A 17,304-nucleotide genomic window follows, 5' to 3' on the forward strand; every position below is an offset into this window, starting at 1 on the left:
GCGATCAAGCAGCGTTTACGGAATTTCTTCACCTACCTACACATTAAAGAAGGAGTTCAATATGATTACCGTGATATTGCGGTGAAGTTTACTCGTAACTTGCCGACAGACTTGGTGGGGATGGCTGATGTGATCGTTAAATTGCAGCAAGTCGTATCTCAGGAAACGTTGCTTACATTGCTTCCGTTTGTCGAGAATCCAAAGCTTGAATTCAATAAATTTCATGCGGAGCAGCAACGATTAGCAGATGTGAGTAAGGAGAAATCGAATGCAGAATAAAAATAGTATCAAGCGGTTGGTTAAGAATAATTGTGCATGTTATCTCGGAGCGAAGCACGGTATCCCAAACTACTGTTTTTTACAGGATGGTCCATGTGCATTCTTTAGTCAAAATGATGCTCTGCCCCGTTGTATATATTTTGAAAAAGGAGTTTTACCCATAGACGAGAAGCTGGAACGAGAATATGAGTCTGAGCGGAATGTAGAATCTGAATTTAAAACAGCGAAGCCAAAAGTGAACTGTCAGAAATGTAGGGCTACATTTTCAGCAAATTCGAATCGGCAGAAATATTGTGAGAAATGTAGAGATAAGCAAGCCAACGAAAAGTCGAAGTTACGGATGCGCCAGATGAGAAAAAGCAGGCTCGATGTTACGCTTTAGGCTATCAAAAAGCTATATAAACTAAGGGTGAAAAACAACCGTAAATGGTGAGGGAGTATGTTTGTACCTATTTCTCATTTTTGCGATTTCTAATGCGTAACATCATTGTAGCAGATATGACGTAAACAAATTCAACATACATATCGTGTTCTGAAGCTCGAATTCCAAAAGGCTCAGTGTTACGCTTTAGGCTATTAAAAAGCCGTATAAACAAAGGATGTAAAATAGGCAAAAGTGGGGAGTTGGTATGTTTGTACCTTTTCCTCGTTTTTGTGATTTCTAAAGCGTAACAACACTGTCCTGAGCATGACATTAAAAGGCTCCATACATATATAAGCGTGTTCGGTTCTGCGTAGTCGAATGGGCAATAAAGGAGATTATCGAAAATGAATTTAGAACAAGTGAAGCAGTTGATTGAAGAAAACCAAACGAATGAGGAATGGCAAACGTATCTTCAGGGTTTGAATCCGTATAGCGTAGAAGGGATAGAGCAATACATCCAATCTAATCAGCAAGCAAAAAGTTGGTTCGATAGCACCGTGGACAAACGATCAGCTAAATCGCTGGAAACATGGAAAACCAATCATTTGGAAAGTGCAGTGGATGCTGAGATCAAGAAGCGATTCCCGGCTAAGGATGAAAAAGAAATTGAAGTGGAGAAGCTACGTGCTGAAGTAGAGCACATGAAGCTGGAGAAGCAGCGTGAACGGTTAACCAGCCAAGCGATCAAAATAGCCAGTGAAAAGAAACTTCCACTCCCGTTAGTGGATTTTTTTATTGGAGCAGATGAAGACGCAACGTCAGCGAATTTGGCTATGTTGGAACAATCGCTACAACAGGCTATACAACAGCAAGTTGAGCAACGGCTCAAAGGGGATGGCTATACACCTTCGGTTGGTTCAACAGGTAGCACATTTACATTGGATTCAATCAAAGGCATGTCGCCAAATGAGATTAATCAGCATTGGGATCAAGTCAAACAAGTATTACAAAACAAATAATAATAAACGAAAAGGACAAGGTGAAAAGATATGACAGTACAGAATTTTATTCCTACGATTTGGAGCGCACGTTTAAATGAGAGTTTGAAGAAGAATCTGGTGTATGGGAACGTGGTCAACACAGATTATGAAGGTGAGATTCAAGGCCAAGGCTCCACTGTGAAAATCAATTCGATTGGGGCGGTGACGATTGGCAACTATGACAAAGTAGCTGGAATCGGGAATCCACAGGAGTTGGATGCTACGCAAAAGATGTTGGTGATTGATCAGGCGAAGTATTTCAATTTTCAGGTGGATGATGTCGATGCTGCTCAAGCGAATGTAAATCTACTAGATGGTGGAATCGTGGAAGCCTCGTATGGACTGGCCAATGTAGTGGATCAGTATCTTGCTGGATTTTACACAGAGGTCAAAGCTGAGAATACGATGGGCAATGATACAACGCCTGTAATTCCAACGAAAGATACAGCCTATGATATGCTGATTGATCTTGGCGTGCTGCTGGACGAAAACAATGTACCGGAAAGCGAACGGTTTGTGGTGGTTCCTGCATGGTACTATGGCTTGCTTTTGAAGGATGCTCGTTTTACCAAAGATTCTAATATTATCCGCACGGGTTATGTAGGGGATATTGATGGTATGACGGTTTACAAATCCAACAATGTGCCGAATACAGGAGGAGCCAAGTATAAAATTATTGCGGGTCATAAAAGTGCGATTTCGTTTGCCGGGCAAGTGGATTCGGTGGAAGCATTCAGACCAGAGAAGCAATTTTCGGATGCAGTGAAAGGTTTACAGGTGTTTGGAGCCAAATGTATCAAGCCTGAAGCCCTCGCTGTACTCACGGCTAATAAGTCCTAATTAAAAATGGGATCATATGAAAACACATTATAATAGAAGAAACACGTTCGGGGTGTCCGTTTTGGATGCCCTATTTTTCATTTTTTGGAGGGTGATAAGATGTGGTTTTTGAATCAGGAAACGGGATGTACATGGGAAGTAACGGATCAGGAGTTGGTGTTGAGGTTACAGGCCAGTGGGCATTATGAGCAAGTAGAGGAACCGCAACCAGATGAGACTAAGCAAGAAGCAACTCTAACGAAAGCTCAAACTGTCAAGAATATGAAGCGTACCGAGAAGGCACAGGTAAAGGAAGTATAGGAGGCAGCACATGAATGATTCATTGAATTTAATGAAACAATTTTTAGGCATGGAGCCAACAGACATATCCAAGGACGATATCCTGATCCACTACTTCAACAAAGCAAGAAGTAATATTTTTGGTTATTGTAATGTGGCAACACTCCCTGTGGAATATGAAGATGTTATGGTCGATTATGCTGTGTATCTCTATAAAAATAGGGATTCGGTTGGACTTATAACTAAGCAAGAAGGTGAACGCTCAGCTACCTATGAAACAGGGATTCCAACAAGTATTCGATTGGCTCTTCCTCTACCTAAAATCAAGGTCGGAACAGATTAATGTTCTATGATACGAAGCTGGAAATTTTAGATGCTGATTTGAAACCTATTTGCCCAATGATGGCAGATGTACAACCTTATCGCAAAAGCTTTTCATTTGAAGATGGTTACATACTAGAGACGATATATCGAGTTTTCTGTACACTGGTGGAATCCTTATTGCAGTCGAATCGCTATGTCCAAATTGGTAAGGATGTCTTTATTATTTTGGATATGAAGGAATGGAGTGATTATGTGGAGTTGTACCTGTATCGCTGCAAGCCAGATTTTGCATTGGAGGATGAGGAGCCTAGAGCTGATGATAGATTTTTTTCTACGAGAGAAAGGCGAGCTTGTACATATCAACAATGTAAAGCAGCTTGCTTTGATTCGGGATACGTCAGATCATATTCAAATGACCGATGAAAAAATCATTCGGGCAGCAACACCTCTACATACAGGAGATATTGTGGATTATCGTTATGAACGATATTTAATTACCAGTCAGGTGGATCAAAATGAAAAGTCATGTCGAGGCAGGATGCGAAAATGTAATCAACGGCTGGCTTTGAACTGGAGTGGACAGGTGAGATGGTTTGATGCTGTGGTGGAATCCAGAACGTTTTCAACAGAAACAGGTAAAGTTATCTCCATGCCGGAGGGCAACATCCTGATTACCGTACAAGACAATAGATACGAGGGGCATTACATTAAGCCAACGATTCTACATTACTCATCAGCCGTTTAAAGTGACTGGAATAAATCATACATTGAATGGCATCATCCAGTTAAGCTGCACATTAGATAGCATAAATACAGCTTATGATGACGTGGAACATAACATCGCTGACAGATGGAAGTACGAGATTACTCATACATATGCATTACATTTTCACAAGGGAACGCTAGCTCATGTGCTGCTCAACGAAACGTTATCTTTGAAAGTAACGGCTACGGATAATGGGGATGAGATAGCCAATCCGCTGATTACCTATACATCCAGTGATCCGAGTGTGATTAGTGTAGATCAGCAAGGTCGGGTTATGGGCATCGCTTTGGGCCAAGCAAGTATCACCGTAAAATTAACATATCACCCTACGATACTGAGTACGATTGAAATGAGAGTCGTCGAAACGGGAACGCATATCTATTCGATAGCCATTATCGGCAATTCCATCCTCAAAACAGGTCAAAGCGCCTCATATGTCAGTCATATCTATGATCATGGAACAGAAGTGTTTGACCAGTCTGTAGAGTGGAGCCTAAGGAATCAAGATGATTCAATTCCGATCATGGGAAGCATAACAGCCAGCACAGGAAATAGCGTAACCATAAAGGCAGGAAGCAGTAGTGGAACGATCAACAAAGCTTTAACATTGACAGCCACCTTAGTAAGCGATCCTAGCATGACCATAGAAAAGACCATTAGCCTTAAAAATTTATTCTAAGCATTATATCTATCGGCTTGCCCTAGAGGTGAGCCATTTTATTTCAAAGGAGCCATATACATATGCAACGAAAATCTATTGATTACTTGCTCAGTCTGAGCCTGTTGAAGCAATTGAGATCACAACATGTCATTACAGAAGAAGAATTTATAGCGATTGACCAGCGTAATAAAAAATCTTTCAAGTAGCTATAACATGGGCAGAAATGGACTTGATGATGTGCCGCAAGCATTATACCATGTGACCGTATAAAGAAGATATCGAAGGGAGAAACACCTATGGCACAAGCCGCAACCGCAAAAAAAGTCGTCGTTGTTCCCATTAAAACGATGGACATCGTAGAAGGAATTCAATCGATTCAAAAGAAGAAAGTCGCTGCCTATTGCCGGGTTAGTACCGATTCCGAGGAGCAAAAGGAAAGCTATACCAATCAGGTCAATCATTATACCCAATACATTCAAAACAACTTGGAATGGGAAATGGCTGATATTTACGCAGATGAAGGCATCACCGGAACCACCACTAAAAATAGAACACAATTTAATCGCATGATACAGGATGCCCGAAACGGTAAACTGGATCTCATACTGGTCAAGTCGATTTCGAGATTTGCGAGAAATACACTGGATTTATTGAAATATGTACGGGAACTGAAAAGTCTCGGAGTTGCTGTATTCTTTGAACGGGAGAATATTAATACGCTAGATACCACAGGTGAGGTATTGCTGACCATCCTGAGTTCCCTTGCCCAAGACGAGAGTCGGAATATTTCTGAAAACAGCCGATGGGGAATATTGCGTGGCTTCCAAAACGGTAAAGTCTTCTGCAACACCACTCGCTTTCTCGGCTACGATAAGGACGAGCAGGGGGAACTGGTGATTAACGAGTCAGAAGCCGAGATTGTACGCAGAATATACGAGGAGTATTTGGATGGAAAAAGCTATCAGGCGATAGCCAGAGGATTGATGCGAGATCACATTAAAACAGTCACGGGTGGCGATACGTGGTGGGATTCCTCCATTACCTTAATTCTGACCAACGAGAAATATTACGGAGCTTTGCTTCAGCAAAAGACGGTAACGGTAGATTTTCTAACCCACAAACGAATCAGGAATAAAGGACAGGAGCAGCAATATTTAATTGAGGACAACCATGAACCGATTGTCTCGAAGGAACTATTTGAAGCGGTGCAAAAGGAAAAGGAACGGAGGGCCAAGCTGAAAGGGAGTGTGATGGGGGAGAGTAAAAGATACTCCAGTAAATATGCACTCAGTAGCAAAGTATATTGTGGATGCTGTGGGGCCATTTTTAAACGCCGAACCTGGAACAGCAATAATCCATCCAAAAAAGTGGTATGGCAATGCAAAACGTATGTCAATGAAGGTAAAGCAGCCTGTGATGCCAAATCAGTCGATGAACAAGTTTTACATTCCGCATTTGTACGATTGTTCAATCGGATGTATAAGAATAAGAAAGGATTCATGAAGACGTTGAAAGCCAATATTGAATCGACACTTTCCAGCAGAGTAGGGCAAGAACCGCTATTGGATATCGAAGGAAAGATGCAACAATTGAAATCCGACTTGAAGGAACTGGTGAACCTCAAGCTACGGAATCAGATTGATGAGGCCGTATATGAAGAAGAAACAAACAGGCTTTCCAGTGAACTCAACGAGCTACGACAACAGAAGCTGACACTGGAGCAGGAGCATGAGCAACAAGCGAAAATTAAGGAACGTGTCGATGAAATCATTCAAGTACTAAGCTTACGTGAAGATATACTGGAACAATTTGATGATAACCTATTTAATGCGTTGGTGGAGAAGATCACGATTCTCTCACCAGCGCATTTTGTTTTTACCTTGAAAAGTGGAATGGACATAGACGAAATACTGGACTAACGAAACCATAGGCTGAAACGATCAATAGGCTAGAGAATATTTGTGGAGTGCATGACGGGAAGAATCAATCGAATCCCGTCTTTCACTCCTTCCATATAGATGGACTGTTTGTCTTGACTTAGCTGATAGCCTATGGCTTCTTCCCATTCGGATAGCAGTTGCTGAATATCTTCGTTTTGGTTGGTTTTGAATTGATCCATTTGAGTGAATAGATTTTTGTCCTCAGATAAACATGAAGCCTGTTGTTCACTAGCGAGTTCTAATTGATAAAAACGTTGGCGTAATGCTTCGAGAAACCAATCTGGCCAATTTGACATAACACATTTCCCCTCCCGTGGTTTGAGTGTGTGTATGGTAACTCTGATGGGGAGGGATGGCAAGTTATTGTTTTGTGCAGGAAAGATGGATTATTATGATTTTTTAACCTTTTTATTTTGATTATACAAAAAAGCTCATTCCTACTCATGATTCAAGTTGGAACAAGCTTTTTAAAGTTCATCAAGTGTTTGTTAATTTGTTCAGTGTTTGGTTTGTTGGTGGTATTGCACTCTTATTGTCGGAGTTAATAGCTCTATTTCAACTTTATGTTAATCTTCATAGTCATCTTCTACTTTAGGTATGAATGGAGACAAGAAAGGGTCTGTGTGTTCAGTCAATTCACCTCGAATTAATGTATGAACCCTAAATTCATTAAATAGTTTCATATCATCACTATCCCTTACATATAAAATTCCATATGAGCCGGGAGCAAACTCACCCACTCTTTTTAATAATTCTATGGGATTATGTTTAGCTGTAGGTTTATGATTATTAAGACCTGCTATCCAGAGTTGAAAATCTCCATTTACGGCTCTTAAATCCAAAACGCCAGAAGGCCAATCTAATTCATTCAAAAAGTTCTGTATCTCTTGAATGACTAAAATTAATTTTTCATCATCATCTTCAAATGAGGAACTTTCTCTAATGGTTGCCCACCCGTGATACTCAAACATTTCTTCTCATCCTCTCATGGTATAAGGGGTTTAGTATCAATAATTATTTCTACACCATATCTTTCGGCATATTCTTTAAGTTGTCTTAGCACTCTATCATCAGGCTTACCTTCAAAGTGAAAGTACGCTTTTCTGTTCGTCTCAATTGCTGCTTCAATCGTAGCTTTCGCTTGTTTTCTAAATTGCTTATCTAAACTGTTCAACGGTGGTTTGGTTTGAGCAATGTACTGGTCGCTTACCGTATCAAACTCACGTCCCTTAGGGTCATTGCTAAATTTAACTCTGGCTTCTCCACCTAGTTTTTCTGCTAACATATCAGCTGCTTCATCTTCCTTAGGAACCTTTACTAATTTCCCTGAATATTGTCCATTATTTGAATTTCCAGTTTTACCCGTCCCCTCAGGAGTTTTACTCGGATTCGTTGATTTAGGTGTCTCCTTAGGCCTACTAGAATTTGCCCCATTATAAATCGGCGAATCATTGAATTCATCAATCGGCTTGTTTACACCTGGGCCACCTTTTGGGTTGGGTTTTACAGGCGGATTCTCTACAATAGGTGGTTGGCTGGGCCTAGCAGGAGGCCTTCCAGCAGTCCCCATACCGATACGAGCTCCTACAACCCCATAAGTCGTGTCTTCGACTAAATCACTTAGACCTGTCCTCTCCATGTAGTCTCCGGATTTTTGTCCGATGAAGCCCTGATTGTATCGAGCAATGAGTGCATCTATTTTCTCTTTGTCCAACTCAATAGCATTTGTTGAGTCTACTCCCATAGCTACTAATCCATTTTCTATGGCATTTAGGGTTCCTTCATCCCATACTTGTGTTCGCTTTGTGTTGACGATGCGCTGGATGGCAGCCATTTTATTGGGGTCTTTAATATCATACAGTGATAGTTTGCGCTGCATTGTAATTTCAGTGCGTAGTGCTTGCTCAGCTTGCTTTAGCTTACCTTCATCCTGCCACCAGTTGGCTGTAAAATAATCAGTTTGATTCCAATATGAAGTATACTCCTTAGTTTTTCTTTCTCTCCATAGTGCAAGTTTTGAATTCTCATGTTTCTGTGTTTGCGCTGCCTGAAGGCGTTGTTTTTTCGTATAATCTCTGAGCATTTTATCTCGAACACTTTTAGGAATCTGCTGGTAGGCATGAGCCATAGCATTCGACTCTTTCAGCAGGTTCTGAATCAGCTCCAGTGGGCCTCCAGAATTCGCTACATGACGTGCACTCGTATATGCTTTTCCTAAAATCCACTTGCTATAGTAGGCTTGTCTTGCTTGCTCATGTTCGTATTGACTGATTAGTCCTTGGAGTGCTAAGCCAGCCAAGTGTTTGAGCGGGTGCAACCCCGTTTCTTTACTGCCTCCAACCGTTGGCGTTCCTTTACTACGAATAGGGATGGCTCCTGTTGCTTGTAACACCGTTGCCGCCACTTTACCTGCTGGCCCACCCACCGTATTCAACATCACACTGGCTACGTTCCCTACTGCTGGAATGGAGCCTAACAGTTTGGATATCGTCCCCATCAAAGCATTAGCCTTCTGAAGCTCAGCTGGAGTCGTAATTTTTGCTTTAGGAGTAGGGGCTTGGCTGCTCTTTGCTGCTGATTGGGCTGCTTCATAAGCTTTTATACTCATTAATGGTGGTTCAGGTACAGGAGGGAGGTCAGCCACGAAAACGGGTGCTTTCACCGTACCTTCCTGATAAATCACTGGAGCTTTGGTATCTGTCTCACCATCCAGCACCATGCTACTTTCTCCACCTTTGAGATACAGCGCCGTTCCAGCTTCCAGCGACAGTTCCTCACCTGCATCAAGCTTCACATGACCACCCTGAATCTGTACATCCCCCGGACTGTTGATGGTGATGCCACCATCTTCATTTAGTGTAATGGAAAATCCATCGGAGGTAGAAAGGGTCAGTTCTTGCTCAGACATTTCTACGCCGCTACCTTGCACATGTTTCCATATCTTCACATTCGGCTGTCCATTTGTGTGGCGTTGTTGTCGTAGCGAATCCGTCACATAGGCATCCTGTTCGCGGTGTGTAGGCAGATACAGTTCGACTTGTTCCCCGATCTCAGGCATATCGTACCAACCGCTATGTTCTTCGGCTACATATCGAGTCGCCACGGGAAACCAACAGGCTTTAGCCGGGTCTTGCTTCGGGTCGATGCCCAGTTGAAGCTGTACGAAATCCTGCTGTACCTTGAGCACCGTTCCTGTCAGCGAAATCCCAGTGGCCTGGTCGTTTTCATAACGGGCATAGCGAATATTCTGTTCGGTTTGGAGATCATAACGGGTACGCAGTAAGCCATCGGCTAACGTGGTCACTGCTCGAACTACGACCAATTCTTTGCCTTGTCCAATGGGCAACGTGATGAGGTCACCCAGCGCATAATATTGCAGACTTTCAATCGTATAGGTGACATACGAGCCAGCACGTTCTCCCGGCTTTTCGGCATCCAGTTCATGAAACGTTTTCCGTACCCGATAAAATACATCTCGTTCCACTTTGTGCTGTTTGCCTTCTGGCATCCCGAAAAAAACTTTGGGTGAGGCTGCGGTTACCTCTGGCACAAGTACGGAGCCAAAGCGGGAAGCAAGACGCTTTAAAAAAGCCCAATCCGTCTCCTCATATTGTAAAACAAAAGTATCCAGTTTGGCATAATTAGTTACGGTATCAATGGCGTCTCCATACTCATATTTACGAACCATCGAGGTGACCAGATCATCATAAGTGCGGTGAATATCTTGATAGGAACGTTTTTTCAGCTTGGTATCCATTTGATAGGAATGGGAAGCAGCCTCCAATTCAAAGGTGTATACTCCACGTATACAATGTACGGACATTTGCGTAACGATCCCGTGAAACAGTCTTCTCAGCGATTGTCCTTGATCATTCAATTGACGAATCACAATCGGTTCTTGCTCCATATTTTGTCCGATGCATGCGGCTCCCTGTTCTTCGGAGAGCATACCACTGATATGTAAAAAGGTATGATCATTGATGGTACGTGTGACTTGAAGTTGATCGATGTGTTGCGGCTGAAAGGGACCATAAAAGCGTAGGCTTTCATACCCGATTGCATCTGATGGTAGGCTCAAATGAGTTCATGACTCCTTTCTAGATTTGATGGCTGATTACAAAATTAAAGTGCAGCATTTTTAATTTGCTTCTGATAATAGAAGCCATAGATGGGTACAAATTTGAATCAAGATAGATATGTATCACTGAGTTTGTTGGGTACAAAGTTACGAGAGGTGATATTTATTAAACAGTCCAGCATATGTATATATCGGTTGAAAGAGAGATTTAGTTTACAAAATGACCCATTCGTTGCGGTATTTTCAATGTTTATTTATGGAAGGTAGAGGTGTGGGAGGAAGTTTATAGTATATAAAAGCTTATAAATTAGAAGGTGAGAGGGAGCATATCCTTTCCATCACCTCGAAACATATGGAGTGCTGTTCACTACTTGTTAGAAATGAAAAATAATTGACGTAACAGTGCATTTAGGTCCCTTGAAAAAGAGGTCTATTTCACCTGCCGCCGCGACAGGCACAAAAGGAAATAAAGACCACAATAGGAGCACTGGCTCGCTTTGTGGTCTTTTATATAGATTATGCATCGAAAGAATCAGGAAACGTACACTTTATATTACTTTACAGGCACACCTTGATCAAGGAATTGCTCATGTTTTGCAATTAACGTTATGTAACTATCGTTGCAACTATTAAAATAAATCCTATCACTAGACCGGCAGGGCCCCAATAATGCATAGGGATAAAAAACAGACTGTGCTGGGTTCCCATTTGATAGCGTTGCCCCGTTTCCATATCAACTAGCACTTTGTCCGAGTCGGCGTTGAGTGCTTTCCCCAGATACCAGATAATAACTCCAGACACAATGAATACAAAAGCCATCGGCAGCCGGGAATCTATTGAGTCAAGTCCTAGAGCGGATACTAAACTCCCGACAATAACAAATAAAATCCCTGGAATAACAATATTTAAAATACCAAAACCCTTCCAAACAATCACATGAAAACTTCCTTTCTGGTTATGTTTACGTTAATAGTGAGTCCCGTATGTATATATCCGTACTTTTCTAATAATTACATATTTTTATCAACTATTAACACCTCCTTAAAACCATTACTCTCATAGTTCAAATCCAGCATATGTATTTATCGGTTAAAAGAGAGATTAACTTTACAGAATGACCCATTGGAAGCTGTATTTACAATGTGTACTTTTGGAAGCAGGTGATATGGGAGGAGGGAAAGCTGAAAGTAATTTTGAGCAATTGTCTTTCAAAGTCAGGAACTGAGCTGATTTAATTGTGATTATGGATTAGGGTAAAAAAAGGGTGTTGTGAGAAGGATCGGATTTTGATAACTATAGGTAATATATATAATTAAAAGGAATATATCCCTTTCGCTGTCTCGACACACGTGGAGTGCGTGGTAGTAATATATCGAGATCAGAAGCATTGATACACGAGGGATGGAAGGCAATTTGAATATGTTCCTGCATTCAAAAAAACGATTTAGAGTTGAGTGCGGGAATATATATTATTTACATAGACAAGACACGTGAAGACGGTAATATTGATGGTTCGAAAATGAGATGTGCAGTATCGATTAAGAATATTGGGTTTTTAGAGCACGTTACGTATCGATTTCTGTAAGTTGTAGCTGAGAGTAGGAAAGCCACGGTTACCTTAAACTTAAACAAATAGTATGAAAACTCAAGTTGAAAATGGTTTGAGTTTTTTATTTAATCATTACTGAGACTGACTTATAATTATTTCTGGATAAAGGATTTTGGAGAATTTTGTAGAAAATTAAAGAGAGAAGTAGTAACACAGATATGCAAATCTTCAAATACTAGACAAGGGGAGCATAATGTCAATATCAGTGGTTAATATGGGCTTCATTCTTCCCATACTGTTGCTTCCATTTTTTATCTTAATTAATCGTCATCCTAATAGAATTATTCGTAAGTGCTCAAAGATGCTTCTTTTATTGTCAGCTATTGTGGCAATTATTGTTATTCCTCTAGTCAGTATTTCTCAGTTAGGAACAAAGGTTCTCGTTATTCCGCTAATCCCCTTTTTAAGTCGAGGGGTTACTTGGATACTCGAAAAAACAAATTTATTTAATGCTAACTATATGGTAGTTGTCGATAAATTACTTAAGCTATCTATTGCTTCTGTTGGTCTGGGGTTACTTGCGATAGCATATGAACAACCGTTAAAGCCAATTGTTGCAACCATTGTAGTACTGGCGTTTATTCTATTCGTTAATATTGGAAAATATATAATATCGGGTTATTTGTTTGGCATTGTACTAGCAGTATTTATGATCTCGCAATCGACGGATGCGATGTACACAGTAGTGTTCATTTTTATTGTTGTTATGCTTTTTCTTAGATTTTTCGATAAAGTATTTTCTTTTAGTGATAAGGTAAGATCAAGTACAGAAAGTACAGCGGCGATTATTATTCTTCTTGCATCATATCCGTTAATAATAAAGGGAGGGCTTCAGTTTCACTTTGAAGACTTCTTTATCCAGATAGTCGTATTTGTAGGACTTTTTTTTATTTATCTAGGAACAACGTTTTTAATTGATAAGATTAGGATTCCAGGTACGTTGCAGCACTATATTCCCACAGGAATTTCGTTAGCACTTGTATTTTTAATTTTGGGATCTATTAAAAACTCAAATATTGCGAATAGTTTCGGAGTAATATTTTACTTTTTAATTTTTATTTTTTTAGGGTTAACATTTCTACGAATATTGTCCCCACTAGATAAACTATTACATGTTACAAGTTTACTTAATTCAGCCAATATGCTAGAGGCGTTACAATTTTACTTTGGGAAAAAGTTCGCTCAGATACTATTTGTATTTCTGTACGGAAAAAGTCCTCATTCAATAAAGCCAGTCTTCTCTTTTATTATGTTGGGAGTCCATATAGTAGGGATATTCTTGATCTATAAACAATTATCTCTTGCAGCAAGTAGTTCTAGTTCACTAAATAATGACTATTTTTACTACACGGTGTTATCGGTTTTCTCATCTTTTAGCTTTGTCTTTTCAATTTCAAGGGCAATTGATAAAGAAAAATTAAATACAGGAATGGGCAATGAAGAAGCAATGAAGTGTAGCACAGCCATTGCACTTAATTATTTTTTTACTCTCGTTCCATTCTTGCTAATCGGATACAAGTACTTAAACGAAATAGGGCTAGTGGGCATTATCTTTGGAATAGTCTATATCTTTATGATTATTATTAATACTAACTTCGCGTTATGGATAGATTTTTCAAAGCCTCAGTATAATAATTTTGCAATATCAAGAGGGTACCTGTCAGTCGCTATTTTAGTACTTCCTCATCTTGCTCTAGTAGGTGCTTTTTATTATTTTTTTGACGCAATAAATCCATTAGAAAGTCTTAAGGGAATAGCGGGAGTATTTCTTGTGGTTAGTCTAGTTTCCGCAATTGTTGCAAGAGCGATGTCTTATGATAAATTTTTAGGAAGCAAAAAGTTCCGGAAAATATCATTCTGGATTTTAGTTCTATTAATTATTGGGCTAAAACCACTAACTATAGCCAGTGCTGTGTTTTTTCTTTTGATGGGGTTCAGCCGCGAACTAGCTATGCAACTTACATTTTATTTTGAAGTTTCTTTCTTAATGGATATAGTCACTCTGATAATAATTGTTTTGTTGCCGTCTTCAAATGATAATTATAAAGGAAATATAACGACTCTTGTAAAACAGTGGAGAAATGAATTGAGGAATCTTAAGAACGTTTAGTAGGAGTTGAGAGCTATGAGAATAATCGATTTAATTTATCAAGAAGAGCAAGTATTAATAGAATCTCAACGAAGCAATGAGGATATTCTTACAAATACTGAATCTTTAATAATGATTCTTTCTAATGTTGTAGTTTCGGAGGACAAAAGGGCTGTCAGTTTTTACTTTCTTAGTAGTCAGGTAAGAAATGATCTGATATTAAGTTTACTCTCATCACTTAGAAATCACGAGACACAGTCAAAGTTAATGAAGCGTCAAGCAATCGAAAAGGCATGTTTGGCTGCATTCTCACTGTATGAACCAAATTTAGATAAGTTTCTTGATCATGATGAAAATGGGTCAAAGCCAGTAAAGAAGACATTAGATCGTTCATTTAAATATGTTGAGAAAGAGTTTCCATCTCACTCATACCGTCTTAAACAAGTCAAGGATATGATAAACGGCTTCTATGCACATGGAAATATGTTCAATTCTCTGAGAAAAGAAGGGAACTTTGGTTTCTTTGATAAACATGATGCTTTTCTTCAAAGGTCACTTCTTTGGGAAATTGGATATGTTGCTTGTGTGATATTTGATTTGTGGTATCAGACTGCTAAGCATAGTATTTTTGCTGAACAAAATGAACAAGGCTATAAAGAGTATGTAGAACTGGTTTCGATTAGCCAAAAATATAGAGAATGGTTTGTAAATCATGAACGATTTGCAAAATGGAAGCAATGAAAGCCGTGACAATAATACCTCAAGGCAACTGAAACTGACAGAAATGTCGTTCTGCAGTTTAATTTATGTTTAGAAAAGTCCCAAAAACTCAAGGGGGACAATACTCGGGCTTTTGGGACTTTTTCGTGCAGAGTAAATGTGTGTTAAATAGAATATAGATTGGTTTAGCCGGAGGTGTGGAGATCATACTTACAAAAGAACGCTTCTTAAAGATTAATAATTTTTTACGTAGCGGATTAAAGACTAGTGTAGATAAAGAGTTATTTCATTGCAACTCTTTTGAGCAGTTAGGTAGAAAAATTGCGGATATGCTTTATGAAAATGTATCAGGTATCACTTTAAGTGACTTGAGAGAAGTTACAAAAATATTATCAAAGAATTTAGCAGAAATTGAAGTTGATGAGGGCTCATTTTTTATTTACTTTGCTAAAGATGTATTAGGATATAAAGACTTGCCTAAGATTAAATACACTCAATGCCTTAGAGAATATATAAAACTAAATAATAAGTTTAAAGAGGTTATTCGTATAATTAATTCAAAGGTGACAAATATTACATCTGAACTAGAACGATTAACAAAAGAGAGAAATGCAATTGTTAGTAGGAGTAATTCTGATAAAAGTCCGATGAAGAATCTCAAAGAGTATGAAAATCAACTAACTAAAAGTCTTTTTCAATCTAAATTATTATTTACTGAGAAAGAAATGCTTGAATTTTCAAAAAATACATTAATTAAAGATTTTGGAGTTTTGGCGGATAAGTCTCAGAAGGAACTAATTTTAAAGGAAATACGTCAGTTAGCACTAGAACTAGCTAGTAGCAATCATTTGTTAAGCACATTGGAAATGAAATTCAGTTATTATTATGAAGTGCTCGAAAACACTAAAAGTAATATAGATAATTATTGGGAAATTTTTTTCAAAGTTAAAATTTACAAAACTATTATGGATGCTCAAAGACAAGCTCATTCACAAACATATAAATTAGATCATGAAGAGGTAAAAACTCATTTCGGTAAAATGATGAACGAAATACCGAGCCCAGATGAGTTAGCTGATTTGAAATTTACGAATCTTAACTTGTATAAAACAAAATTGTTGGATTTTATTGAAAGAACGCAAGCTATAGATTTTATAAAAATTCAAACTGAAAATAGCTATTGTTTGAATGAACGAAGACATTTATTATTGAGAACCATCGAGTTCTACTCGAATAAGGAATATCAAGTGTTTAATAACCTGATGGCAGTTCAAATGGAGGGTATTTTTAACGACTATCTTATGGATTCTACAATGACATATCGTTTCACCGATTTGAAAATGTTTGAGGATGCCGTATTGAGAGAGAAAATCGATTTTTTACAAAATGTAAACTCAGGTATCTATATGGAGGCCATTTTGTACTTTAAATACTATTACAACCATTTTGTCAGAAACCCTATAGCACATGGTAGTTATAATAAGGTAGTCGAAAGTGAAGACGAAGAAATATTCGCATTTGAACTGATACTTGATTTAAATTTTCTGCTTTATATGATATCACGTGAATCAGAGAGCAATAAAATTATTAGGTTTATTTCTGGATTTTATTATTTTATGAAGGATTCCGAATCGCGGTATCGAGTCTTGCTAAACGAGCTTAATGCTGGGCGTATTCACGCGGAGTTTGATAGAGTATTTACCCCTGATACCATGCAAACGGTTTACTGGATTGTTAATCCATATTTTAATCCATTATATGAATACTTAGGAAAAACAAATGAAATTAATGAAATTAGAAATGATTTATGTAGCAAAGAGTTTTGGGAATTTGTTGATAGATACTTGAATTCATACGATCCAGATGGAATAAATTATGTAACGATTAAAGATAATTTTACTTCTAGAGTAAAAGGAATCATTGGATATGTTAAAGATCATAATCCTTCTGCTATAACAGCTCTCTCAAGCGTCCATAGAAAGCTGAAAGCATTACGGTTTTAATGTGATTTCTATACCTAAGATAACACCCTCTCAAGGTAACATCAACGAATCTTGATTGCCTTGAGAATTCTTGCCTCCCCGCTATTCGGCATGGGTAAAATAGACTGCGATTTTATATGGAGGGACGGGCATGATAAGCTGGTTAGCATCGCGAAGTCCCTATGCTTCGCGGCTTTCGCGAGTACTCATGCCCGCAGAGGCTCCATGTCAAATCGCTCTATTAACCTATCAAACGTGTCATTAGCCACCCAGTATAGCGAAGAGCCGAATTCTTCTTAATGATCAATAAATTTCATTCTTGTAATCAAGCGT

At 38.9% G+C, this 17,304-nt stretch carries 16 protein-coding genes; 12 read left to right on the forward strand and 4 right to left on the reverse strand.

The genetic code is table 11. From position 1 onward, the window contains the following. The 9 genes from ABIA61_RS24910 to ABIA61_RS24950 form a co-directional block, all read left to right on the forward strand. Positions 1-279, forward strand: a 279-nt coding sequence (locus ABIA61_RS24910; RefSeq protein WP_404581395.1) for a phage portal protein, incomplete at its 5' end; no start/stop codon positions are given. Between the two features lie 768 nt (positions 280-1,047). Next, the gene (locus tag ABIA61_RS24915; RefSeq protein WP_340959173.1) at positions 1,048-1,662 is read left to right on the forward strand and encodes a DUF4355 domain-containing protein; all 615 of its coding nucleotides are present in this window, start codon (positions 1,048-1,050) and stop codon (positions 1,660-1,662) included. Positions 1,663-1,692: 30 nt separating this feature from the next. Next, on the forward strand, positions 1,693-2,523 hold the full coding sequence (locus tag ABIA61_RS24920; RefSeq protein WP_404581396.1) for a phage major capsid protein: 831 nt from the start codon (positions 1,693-1,695) through the stop codon (positions 2,521-2,523). Positions 2,524-2,622: 99 nt separating this feature from the next. Further along, entirely contained in the window at positions 2,623-2,823 is a 201-nt protein-coding gene (locus ABIA61_RS24925) for a hypothetical protein (protein WP_404581397.1), read from the forward strand. A gap of 10 nt (positions 2,824-2,833) precedes the next feature. Then, positions 2,834-3,145 carry a phage head-tail connector protein gene (locus ABIA61_RS24930; protein ID WP_404581398.1) on the forward strand — a complete coding sequence of 104 codons (312 nt, stop codon included), beginning with the start codon at positions 2,834-2,836 and terminating at the stop codon, positions 3,143-3,145. A gap of 297 nt (positions 3,146-3,442) precedes the next feature. Beyond that, the gene (locus tag ABIA61_RS24935; protein WP_404581400.1) at positions 3,443-3,871 is read left to right on the forward strand and encodes a hypothetical protein; all 429 of its coding nucleotides are present in this window, start codon (positions 3,443-3,445) and stop codon (positions 3,869-3,871) included. An 82-nt stretch (positions 3,872-3,953) separates the two neighbouring features. Then, positions 3,954-4,571: an Ig-like domain-containing protein gene (locus ABIA61_RS24940; protein ID WP_404581401.1), complete on the forward strand. Its 618-nt coding sequence runs from the start codon at positions 3,954-3,956 to the stop codon at positions 4,569-4,571. Between the two features lie 62 nt (positions 4,572-4,633). Next, a complete protein-coding gene (locus ABIA61_RS24945) occupies positions 4,634-4,759 on the forward strand; it encodes an SHOCT domain-containing protein (RefSeq protein WP_404581402.1) in 126 nt (41 codons plus the stop codon). Positions 4,760-4,849: 90 nt separating this feature from the next. Continuing rightward, positions 4,850-6,472 (forward strand): recombinase family protein, encoded by a 1,623-nt coding sequence (locus ABIA61_RS24950; protein WP_404581403.1) that lies wholly within the window; start codon positions 4,850-4,852, stop codon positions 6,470-6,472. A gap of 29 nt (positions 6,473-6,501) precedes the next feature. Here the strand turns inward: ABIA61_RS24950 and ABIA61_RS24955 are convergent, their stop codons facing one another. The 4 genes from ABIA61_RS24955 to ABIA61_RS24970 all read right to left on the reverse strand — a co-directional run bounded on the left by ABIA61_RS24955 (position 6,502) and on the right by ABIA61_RS24970 (position 11,507). Further along, complete coding sequence (locus tag ABIA61_RS24955) at positions 6,502-6,789, reverse strand: hypothetical protein (protein ID WP_404581404.1); 288 nt, start codon at positions 6,787-6,789, stop codon at positions 6,502-6,504. 270 nt (positions 6,790-7,059) lie between these two features. Next, positions 7,060-7,464, reverse strand: a complete 405-nt coding sequence (locus tag ABIA61_RS24960) for an Imm7 family immunity protein (protein WP_283652795.1) — start codon at positions 7,462-7,464, stop codon at positions 7,060-7,062. 14 nt (positions 7,465-7,478) lie between these two features. After that, entirely contained in the window at positions 7,479-10,571 is a 3,093-nt protein-coding gene (locus ABIA61_RS24965) for a restriction endonuclease fold toxin (protein ID WP_404581405.1), read from the reverse strand. A 606-nt stretch (positions 10,572-11,177) separates the two neighbouring features. Further along, positions 11,178-11,507: a hypothetical protein gene (locus ABIA61_RS24970; protein ID WP_342416723.1), complete on the reverse strand. Its 330-nt coding sequence runs from the start codon at positions 11,505-11,507 to the stop codon at positions 11,178-11,180. Between the two features lie 998 nt (positions 11,508-12,505). Here ABIA61_RS24970 and ABIA61_RS24975 point away from each other — a divergent pair. The 3 genes from ABIA61_RS24975 (at position 12,506) to ABIA61_RS24985 (ending at position 16,992) form a co-directional block, all read left to right on the forward strand. Further along, the gene (locus tag ABIA61_RS24975; protein ID WP_404581406.1) at positions 12,506-14,290 is read left to right on the forward strand and encodes a hypothetical protein; all 1,785 of its coding nucleotides are present in this window, start codon (positions 12,506-12,508) and stop codon (positions 14,288-14,290) included. Between the two features lie 15 nt (positions 14,291-14,305). Then, entirely contained in the window at positions 14,306-15,010 is a 705-nt protein-coding gene (locus ABIA61_RS24980) for a hypothetical protein (protein WP_404581407.1), read from the forward strand. Between the two features lie 176 nt (positions 15,011-15,186). Next, positions 15,187-16,992: a hypothetical protein gene (locus ABIA61_RS24985; protein ID WP_404581408.1), complete on the forward strand. Its 1,806-nt coding sequence runs from the start codon at positions 15,187-15,189 to the stop codon at positions 16,990-16,992. The last annotated feature ends 312 nt before the right edge of the window (positions 16,993-17,304 follow it).

The organism is Paenibacillus sp. RC21 (assembly GCF_044907935.1).
Taxonomy (GTDB): domain Bacteria; phylum Bacillota; class Bacilli; order Paenibacillales; family Paenibacillaceae; genus Paenibacillus; species Paenibacillus terrae_A.

Bases quoted from the DNA above. Each gene is read 5' to 3' on its own strand.
- ABIA61_RS24915 (WP_340959173.1), top strand. From the start codon at position 1,048: ATGAATTTAGAACAAGTGAAGCAGTTGATTGAAGAAAACCAAACGAAT.
- ABIA61_RS24920 (WP_404581396.1), top strand. From the start codon at position 1,693: ATGACAGTACAGAATTTTATTCCTACGATTTGGAGCGCACGTTTAAAT.
- ABIA61_RS24925 (WP_404581397.1), top strand. From the start codon at position 2,623: ATGTGGTTTTTGAATCAGGAAACGGGATGTACATGGGAAGTAACGGAT.
- ABIA61_RS24930 (WP_404581398.1), top strand. From the start codon at position 2,834: ATGAATGATTCATTGAATTTAATGAAACAATTTTTAGGCATGGAGCCA.
- ABIA61_RS24935 (WP_404581400.1), top strand. From the start codon at position 3,443: ATGATAGATTTTTTTCTACGAGAGAAAGGCGAGCTTGTACATATCAAC.
- ABIA61_RS24945 (WP_404581402.1), top strand. From the start codon at position 4,634: ATGCAACGAAAATCTATTGATTACTTGCTCAGTCTGAGCCTGTTGAAG.
- ABIA61_RS24950 (WP_404581403.1), top strand. From the start codon at position 4,850: ATGGCACAAGCCGCAACCGCAAAAAAAGTCGTCGTTGTTCCCATTAAA.
- ABIA61_RS24955 (WP_404581404.1), bottom strand. From the start codon at position 6,789: ATGTCAAATTGGCCAGATTGGTTTCTCGAAGCATTACGCCAACGTTTT.
- ABIA61_RS24960 (WP_283652795.1), bottom strand. From the start codon at position 7,464: ATGTTTGAGTATCACGGGTGGGCAACCATTAGAGAAAGTTCCTCATTT.
- ABIA61_RS24980 (WP_404581407.1), top strand. From the start codon at position 14,306: ATGAGAATAATCGATTTAATTTATCAAGAAGAGCAAGTATTAATAGAA.